The 8,570-nt window shown below is 60.7% G+C and carries 7 protein-coding genes; 1 reads left to right on the top strand and 6 read right to left on the bottom strand.

The window, feature by feature from the left end:
• Positions 1-191: 191 nt before the first annotated feature.
• The 6 genes from AAAC48_RS12415 to AAAC48_RS12390 form a co-directional block, all read right to left on the bottom strand.
• On the bottom strand, positions 192-1,442 hold the full coding sequence (locus tag AAAC48_RS12415; protein WP_340654467.1) for an alpha/beta hydrolase: 1,251 nt from the start codon (positions 1,440-1,442) through the stop codon (positions 192-194).
• A 55-nt stretch (positions 1,443-1,497) separates the two neighbouring features.
• Complete coding sequence (locus tag AAAC48_RS12410) at positions 1,498-4,548, bottom strand: efflux RND transporter permease subunit (protein WP_340654466.1); 3,051 nt, start codon at positions 4,546-4,548, stop codon at positions 1,498-1,500.
• Positions 4,545-5,639: an efflux RND transporter periplasmic adaptor subunit gene (locus tag AAAC48_RS12405; RefSeq protein WP_340654465.1), complete on the bottom strand. Its 1,095-nt coding sequence runs from the start codon at positions 5,637-5,639 to the stop codon at positions 4,545-4,547. The genes AAAC48_RS12410 and AAAC48_RS12405 overlap by 4 nt, the downstream gene beginning before the upstream one ends.
• Before the next feature lies 1 nt (position 5,640).
• On the bottom strand, positions 5,641-6,705 hold the full coding sequence (locus AAAC48_RS12400; RefSeq protein WP_340654464.1) for an efflux RND transporter periplasmic adaptor subunit: 1,065 nt from the start codon (positions 6,703-6,705) through the stop codon (positions 5,641-5,643).
• A gap of 197 nt (positions 6,706-6,902) precedes the next feature.
• The gene (locus AAAC48_RS12395) at positions 6,903-7,496 is read right to left on the bottom strand and encodes a hypothetical protein (RefSeq protein ID WP_340654463.1); all 594 of its coding nucleotides are present in this window, start codon (positions 7,494-7,496) and stop codon (positions 6,903-6,905) included.
• 14 nt (positions 7,497-7,510) lie between these two features.
• Complete coding sequence (locus AAAC48_RS12390) at positions 7,511-7,711, bottom strand: hypothetical protein (protein WP_340654462.1); 201 nt, start codon at positions 7,709-7,711, stop codon at positions 7,511-7,513.
• A gap of 377 nt (positions 7,712-8,088) precedes the next feature.
• Between AAAC48_RS12390 and AAAC48_RS12385 the strand changes: the two genes are divergently transcribed.
• Positions 8,089-8,570: TetR/AcrR family transcriptional regulator (locus AAAC48_RS12385; RefSeq protein WP_340654461.1), on the top strand; the 482-nt coding region annotated here is incomplete at its 3' end.

The raw sequence follows: 8,570 nt of genomic DNA, 5'->3' as shown, positions 1-8,570 counted from the left end.
CCACCGCCTCTGTGGACTCAAGTCACGTCGAGTATCGCGAATATGGCCTGGATTCTGTCGTGTACGCAGCGAATGAAGGGTGCCAGCAGGCATTAGCAACGAACATGGCGTGATCACGGCTTGGACTTGCGAAGGAGAGGCCCCGCGAAAGGCAAGGGCCAACCTCGACCGCCTGCGCAGCGGCTCTGACCTCAATACGAGACCTGACCATCAACGAGCTGCCCGCTCGAAGGAGAAAGTTCGCGTTTCAATACGTCGCGAGCCTCGCCGCTGATGACCGAGACCGGAGCCGCAACGGCTACACGCGCTGCTGACCCAGCGAAATTGGCGGCCGCCACCCCCACACGATCCGCGAATGTCGCCTCCTTGCCCGCGAGCGTTTGACCAGCCAGCCGTCTCCCAAGCAGGCGTACGATCTCAGGACTGTCGGCGAAGGTATTGTGGCCGAGCGGATCTTTGGTCTGGATGACACTCGTGTCGATGACCGAAACGCCAAGTTCTTCAAGCACAGAGGCATAGGGTCTGAGATCTGCGCCACCGACACGGTCGACGCCGCCCGAGAGCCAGCCAGAGACCTCTAGAGCCTTGTCGCGTGTCGACGTCAGAATCGCAAAATGCGGCCGCTTTGGCCCCATCTCGATGAACTGCCGCCGAAACACATCGATATCGATGTCTGGTGATGCAAGGATGACATTTTTGATCTTGGCCGGGATCGATTTTTCGCGCATGGCAACACCGCGAAGTGCCTCCGCCGCGAGCCAGGTCCCCATCGAATGCGCGAGAATCGTCACGTCGTCGACATCGGGGCTTCGCGTAGCCTGAAGGATCAGGTCCTCCAGGGCTCGCCGCGAGTAGTTGGCGCTTTCCTTGTCATAGAGGTAGTCGAAAACGCGCGCCCGCGATGGCCAGGCGAAAAGAATCGGTGCCGCAGCGGTGCCTGAGTCGTGAATGATCTGGGCGAAGCGAAAGACCGCGTCGGCGTAGGTGTTGTTAAAGCCATGGACAAAGATGAGCACCTGCCGCTTGGCGTTGCGATTCTTGCGAAACCATGCGAGAGCCTGCCCTTCCGTTGCAACCTTGCCGACTTCAAGGACTGCAAACTCCTTTTGCGGATTCGGCGGCACGCGTGAGGGCCATTGCACCTTACCAATCTTGCGGTTTCGATCTGGAGGAATGGAGACGGAGACGTTGTTGAGCGAAATCGCCGTTCCGCGCTCGCCTGAATAGAGTCGACCGGGTTCGTCCGATGACTTGCGCGTCGTCGCCACCAGCATGTTCACCCGGCTGGCGTCGCTGGTGGCCACGGCCACCTGAGGAGGCTGAAGGACGTTCTCCACCCGGGTCGCGCAGCCGGTTATGGCGAGGGACAATGTCACCAGCACGGGGAGCACCCGTCTATGCTTAGTTCGATGTGTCGCCGGGACCGGCCGCAAGCGGCCAATCCATTGCAAAGCGAAAATGCTGCGCGGGCGGTCGAGAGGCGTTAAACCGGGCATGTCAGTGCTGCCCGATCTCGACCGGAATCCGGAACCAGGCGACATAGAGCGCCGGCAGGAACAGAAGCGTCAGGGCCGTTCCCACAACGATGCCGCCCATCATTGCGTAGGCCATAGGACCCCAGAATATCTCGTGCGAGATGGGGATCAGCGCCAGGGTCGCCGCGGCGGCGGTCAGCAGGATCGGACGCATGCGATGCTCCGTCGCCTCCACCACCGCTTTCCATGCTGACATTCCCTCTGCACGCAATTCCTCGATCTGCACGATCAAGATCACCGAGTTGCGGATGAGGATGCCGACGAGTGCGAGCACGCCCAGGAGGGCAACGAAACCGAGCGGGGCATTGCTCATAAACAGCGCCGCGACGACGCCAATCAGCGCCAAAGGGGCAACCGAGAAGACCAGGAACAGCCTGTGGAAGCTCTGAAGCTGAATCATAAGCAGCGTCGCCATAATGAGGAACATAGCCGGCGCCACCTTGGCGATCGGACCCTGCGACTTGGCGCTTTCCTCGACCGCGCCACCGACTGCGACGGAGTAGCCGACCGGCAGCGTCTTTTCGAACGCCGCAACCTTGTCGGCGAGCGCCTTCGCAATGGTCGCCGGCTGCGCCGAATCCCCGATCCCGGCCTTAATCGTGACGGTCGGGACTCTGTCGCGGCGCCAGATCGTCGGCTGTTCGAGCTCGTAGCGGAAAGTTGCGACCGATGACAGCGGCACGGACTGACCGCCGCTCGCCTGCAATTGCAGGTCGAGCAGCGTGTCGATCGAACCACGTTCCTTTTCTCCGGCACGGCCGACGACATCGACGAGATAAATGTTGTCCCGGACCTGCGTTACGGCGTCCCCTTGAACGACGGTGTTGAGCGCCATGGCGATGTCCTGCGACGAGACGCCAAGCTGGCGCGCCTTGTCCTGGAGCACGTCGATCTTTACCACGCGCGCCGGTTCATTCCAGTTAAAGGCGAGATTCTTCACGGAAGGATAGCTACCGATGACGGATCCCAGCTTCTGTGCCAACTCGCGCACCGTCTGGAGGTCCTCGCCGGACACGCGGTACTGAATCGGCTTGCCAACCGGCGGTCCGATTTCGAGGAACTTCACATAGGCATCAGTTCCGGGAAAGGTCTTCTGCAGATAGGCTTCCGCTTCCTGCTTCAGCTTGTCGCGGGCGGCGAGCTCCTTGGTGACGATAATGGTCTGGCCGAGGGAAACGTCGGCGGGCTGCACGTCGAAGGAAAGGATGAAGCGCGGCGCGCCCCGTCCGACATAGGTCGACCAATGCTCGACCGCGGGGTTGCCGGCCAGCATCTCGCGCTCGAACTGCGCCATTTGACGGCTCGTTTCGGCAATCGAGCTGTTCTGCGGCAGATTCCAGTCGACGATCAGTTCCGGTCGGTCGGAGCTCGGAAAGAATTGCTGCGGCACCAGCGACAGGCCGACAAGCGAACTGACGAAGAGAATGACCGTGGCAGCGATCGTCATCCAGCGCCACCGTAGGCAGAATTGTAGCAGCGCCGAAAAGGCCCTTGCGAACCGGCCCTTGTGCTCGGCGTGCTTCTTCATAGTCTTCGGCAGAATGGTCACGCCGATGAGGGGCGTGAACAGTACCGCGACTACCCAGGAGACGATAAGTGATACGGCGATGACGACGAAGAGTGTGAAGGTGAACTCGCCGGCGCTGCTCTTGTTGAATGCGACCGGTATGAAGCCCGCGACGGTCACGAGCGTGCCGGTCAGCATCGGGAATGCCGTGGACGTGTAGACGTAAGTGGCGGCCTTCCTGAGACTGTCACCCGCTTCCAACCGCGCCACCATCATCTCGACCGCGATCATGGCGTCGTCGACAAGAAGACCGAGTGCGATGATGAGCGCTCCGAGCGAGATTCGCTGCAGCGAAATGCCGGTATAGAGCATCACCATAAAGGTGATGGCGAGGACCAGCGGGATCGCGATTGCCACGACGAGGCCGGCCCTGAACCCAAGGCTGATGAAGCTGATCGCGAGTACGATGGCAACCGCCTCGAACAGGGCCTTCGTGAAGCCCCCCACTGCCTCGTGAACTACTTTCGGCTGGTCGGATACCTGTTCGACCGAGACGCCGACCGGAAGATCCTGAACGATCCTGGCCATCGTCTTTTCAAGCGCTTCGCCGAAGGCGAGGAGGTTGCCGCCCGTCTTCATCCCGATCGCCAGTCCGATCGCCGGCTTCCCGTTGAAGCGGAAGAGCGAGGTCGGCGGGTCGACATAGCCGCGGGTGATGGTGGCGACGTCCGTCAGCGGGAAGAATCGGTCGTTGACCCTTAGGTTGATCCCACGCAACGTGTCTTCGGAAATAAAGCGTCCGCCGACTCTAAGCGCAATGCGCTCCGGTCCCGCCTCGATGAAACCCGATTGCGTGACGGCATTTTGAGCCTGCAGCGCCGAGATGATGGCCGAGCGATCGATGCCGAGCGCGGCGGTCTTACGGGTCGAAAACTCCAGATAGATCACCTCGTCCTGGGCACCCACGATATCCACCTTGCCGACGTCCGGTATCGTTAGGATCTTTGTTCGTGCGTCTTCCGCGAAATCGCGCAATTCTCTCTGGCCCAAGCCGTCACTGGTGAGGGCGAAAATATTGCCGTAGACGTCCCCGAACTGATCATCGAAGAAAGGTCCTACCACGCCTTGCGGGAACTCGTGCTTTATGTCGGCAATCAGGTTGCGCACCCGCGACCAGGTGGGCTTCACGTCCCGCGCATTGGTTTCCGGCAACAGATCGACGAAGACGATGGTCTGGCCGGCGGTGGTGATGCTTCGGGTGTGCTCGAGATTGTCGAGCTCCTGCAGTTTCTTTTCGATGCGATCGGTAACCTGTTGCGTGACCTCCTGTGCCGAGGCACCGGGCCATTGTGCCTGGACCACCATTGTCTTGATTGTGAAGGATGGATCCTCCTCGCGGCCGAGGCCCAGATAGGCATAGGCCCCTGCCACTGCGAAGATTATCATGAAATACCAGACGAGCGAACGGTGCTGGAGCGCCCAGTCTGAAAGATTGAATTTGTTCACGGGCGATGCTCCTGTTCGATTTTCACACTCTGCCCCTCGGCAAGTTGGTTCACGCCGGCGACGACAATCTCTTGGCCGTCCTCGAGCCCGGAGAGAACCCGGACGGAACGGATATCAGTGGAGGAGGGGTCGAGTCGCACCGATCGCAGCGAAACCGTGTGCGTCGTCGGGTCGACCACCCAGACATGGTCGGTGCCATCCTTCTTGACGACGGCTGTTGCAGGCACGCCAATCGCCAGCCCTTGCTCAGCCCCTGGTGCTGCCGCGGTCACCACCGATCCAAGGCGGAAGACCTCCGGCGCCTGATTGATGGCGATTTTCACCCTATGGGTGCGGGTACCAGCATCGGCCTGCGGCCCGATCTCGCGCAGAACGCCGGAGGTCCGCAGTGTATCGTCGAGCTGGAGGGCGATGTCGAACCGGTCCCCCAGGCGCAAGGATCGGAATTGCGCTTCCGGAACGTCGACGACCACGTCACGCTGATCGAGACGTGCGAGTTTCAGGACCGGCTGACCGGCGGTCACCGTCTGTCCGACTTCGACCCAGCTGGCCGTAACGACACCATCGAACTCGGCCTTCAACGTGGCATGACCAAGCTGCTCGCGCGCCTTGTCCAGGCTGGCATTGGCCTTTCCGACACTGGCCCACGCCGATTTCAGCGCCTGCCCGGCAAGGTCCAGATCCGCTTCGCTCGCCGCGCTCGTCGATGCAAGCCTCCGCTTGCGGTCCTCCGTCAACAAAGCGTTCTGAAACTGCGCTTGAGCGTTGCGCAGATCGGCTTCGGCGCTCCGGACCGCTAGCTCAAGAGCAAGCGGATCGATTTGGGCCACGACATCGCCCGCACGCACGAGGTCGCCGACATACACCTTGCGCGATACGACGCGCCCCAATGTCCGGAATGCAAGATCGGCCTCAACCCCGGCCTGGACGATACCGGGAAAGTGCACGAGCTCTGCCTGCGCTGCGCTCGCCGCGATGGACCTGACGGGCCGCGGCATGAGCGCTTCGCCAGCGCCGGCATCCTGGTCGCAGCCGGCAAGAAGCGCGAGTGCAAGGAGTGAAAACGGGAGGTGAAGGCGATAAGCGGCCATTTTACTTGCCCTCCCAGGCCACAGTTTGGCCTTCCTTGAGAAACTTTCCGCCCTCGGTGACGATCAGGTCCTGCGGTGCGATGCCGCCGGCCACGATCAGATCGCTTGTGCGGTACCTCTCGACCTCGATCTTCCGCAGTGAGACGGAGCGGCTTGCGGGGTCGATGTGCCATACGGCGGCCTCGCCCATGGCAGAGGCGATTGCGCCCGCGGGCAGGGCGATCCCGTTGCGCGGAGGAGAACGGAATTCACCGACCACGGGCGTGCCAAGCGGCCATTGCGCATCTTCCGGGAGCGCCACCTTGATCCGGATCGTTCCGGTTCTCGTGTCGATGAAGGGAGAGATCTCCCTGACGGTCGCCTGCGTTTCGAGTTCGCGATCTGCGATCGGTGCTACCTCGACATTGGCTAGCGGCCGCCCTTCCAGGAAAAAGGCCTCGAAGACGTTGAAAACCGCATCTCGCGGGCCTTCATGGGCGAGCACGAAGGCAGCCTGCGCCGCGGAAACCACCCGACCGACCTCGACCTCGCGTGCGGTGATGATTCCGTCCGCGTCGGCCTTAAGCTCAGTCTGGGAGAGGGTGTCCTTAGCCGTCGCCAGTGCTGCTTCGGCAGCCTCCAGGGACGCTTGGGCCGTCCGCAGTTCCATCTCGGCTTGATCGAAGGTCGCCTGGGCGATCGAGCGCGAGCGCAACAGCGCCTCGTACCGCTCAAACGTCAGCGTTTTCTGCTTGACGATCGCTTGTGCCGACTCGAGCCCAGCGCGGGCAACCTCAACATCGGCCCGCTCTTCGGTGTCGTCAAGGCGGGCGAGGACCTGGCCGGTGTGCACGTGCAAACCGACATCGACGAGGCGCTCGGTCACCCTGCCGTTCACGCGGAAGGACAGGTCGGACTGAATTCGCGCCTTAACCTCACCGGTGATCTCTGCGCTTGGCTGATACTCGCTCGACGAAGCGCGAATCGCCCGAACCTGCTGCGGCGGCGACACGACTTCAGCTTTGTCGTCGCAGGCGGCGAGATAGGCGCAGGCGAGACCAATTCCAATTAAACGAAAGGGCTGCATATTTTTCTCCATAACGGTTTGCAACCAAAAGACTGCGTGTTCATTGGCTGGCCTCACATTCCGAGCCAGCGACGATGAAACCGAAAGAAAGGTCATGGCGTCAGCCGTCCAGCGGCGAGTTGCCAATTGAATCTCCGATACTTTCCGGTGTGAACTCGAACGCGGCTGGATCGTCCCCGCCTGCCGTACGTTCCTTGTCAGGCGATGGTGAGACTCCGAATAAACTGCTCGCCTCCGAGGACGATGAAAGACACGACGGTCATCAAAAGGCCCCGCCGGAAGCGCACCTGTTTGATGATCCTGACGCGAGATGACTTGAGCAACTCGGCGCCGAGCACTGAGGTCCAGTCGGAGCTCAGTGCCTCTTTGACGAAGTCTTTGAGATCGGCAAATGTGTCGGGATCGACATAGTAGACGCTCTGTTCGGAAGCACCGGATGTTTTCGCGAGCAGCTCCTTTTCTGCGCGGGTTCGGCTCGGATAGAGCACTTGCCCGAACTGCAGGATCGGCAGGATGACAACACCCCAGACCACGGCGAAGAACAGCGGACCAAGCGGTGCACGCGTCGGCAAGAGATCGCCGAAATGCAGCACCAGATTGAGTGCCAGGATGTAGCCGGCGCCAACGATCTGCGCCTTAGTGTCATAGGAGCGCGCCGTCACTTGCGCTTCCTGCAACGCGGCAAGCAGCATCCTGTCGACATAATCGCGCTTGTTCTCACTTGGCGCGGCGTGTATCGGGGCATCCGATCGAAGAAAGCGGTCAAGAAGAGACGTTGGTGTTTCCGGCATGGCTGCGTCTCTCTTCAGTGTTGGAGTACGAGAGCACGTGCGGCGAGCGGACCCGTATCTGCCGCCGGTTTGGCTGTCTCCCGCACGCGGGAGACGGCAACATAGAAGGCCCGCGTCAGCACAGTCACGACGGCGAGTCCGCCGACTTCGCAATGGCCAAAGAGACAAAGGCTGGCAACACAGGCATAAAGGAACTGACCGGACCACAGGCGCATGAAAGCCTCCGCTCGAAATGATCGAGGTTGTTAGGGTTTGATGACGAGCAAGCCCACGCATGACAGGGCCTGACATCAAGTTGACTAATAGGTCAGTTCGACGATACAGTCAATATGATAATTGCATTTGTGCTATGCAAAAAATGCTTAACTGGAACTCTGCCCAAGGCTGGGCATGCCATTCTTCGAATGATTGGTGCGTCGCGGGCGGCGCTGATTTTTGCGGGTAACTTCTGCGACGGCCGCGGCTGCACGATCGCACGGACCAAGCCGGTACTGCGCAACTGAGAGGGGCCTTCGCATCGGTTGAGTAATGATAACTGGACATTTTGGTCAATATGACCTATTTGCATGAACAGTTTAAGGTTGTCTCTACCATGGCCAAAATCGATCCGATCCGACGCGCCGAAATCGGCCGCGAAAAGCGCGCGAGAACTCGTGCGCAGCTTGTTGCGGCTGCCAATTCGCTATTTGCTAGGCAGGCGGTAGAATCTGTCACAGTGGATGACGTCGTTAAAGAGGCCGGCGTCGCCAAGGGAACCTTCTACGTTCATTTCGACAGCCTAGAGGCAGTGACCGCAGCGGTCGCGGAGGAATTGGTGCGGTCCTTCGATGAACTGCTGCAGCCGGGCCGGGGCTCCCTCGCCGAGCCTGCTCTGAGGATTGCCTTCGGGTGCTGTTCATTCATAGACAAAGCTCTCAATGACCCTCGATGGGCCAGTGTTGTCGCAAGACTGGCGGCGGCAGCTCCGAAGGGCGGCGAGATTGCCCGCCGCCGCCTCTTCGAAGACCTGCAGCAGTTCTCGAAGGCATTGCCGGACGACGGAGTGTCTGCGGAGCTGAAACTGGAGATTGTCGT

Origin of the sequence: Phyllobacterium sp. (assembly GCF_037994405.1) — a bacterium.
Taxonomy (GTDB): Bacteria; Pseudomonadota; Alphaproteobacteria; order Rhizobiales; family Rhizobiaceae; genus Phyllobacterium.
This window is presented reverse-complemented; position numbering and strand designations above follow the sequence as displayed.

What these genes read in the sequence shown, in the direction of transcription:
- AAAC48_RS12395 (WP_340654463.1), bottom strand. Translation starts at nt 7,496, where the DNA reads ATGCCGGAAACACCAACGTCTCTTCTTGACCGCTTTCTTCGATCGGAT.
- AAAC48_RS12390 (WP_340654462.1), bottom strand. Translation starts at nt 7,711, where the DNA reads ATGCGCCTGTGGTCCGGTCAGTTCCTTTATGCCTGTGTTGCCAGCCTT.
- AAAC48_RS12405 (WP_340654465.1), bottom strand. Translation starts at nt 5,639, where the DNA reads ATGGCCGCTTATCGCCTTCACCTCCCGTTTTCACTCCTTGCACTCGCG.
- AAAC48_RS12400 (WP_340654464.1), bottom strand. Translation starts at nt 6,705, where the DNA reads ATGCAGCCCTTTCGTTTAATTGGAATTGGTCTCGCCTGCGCCTATCTC.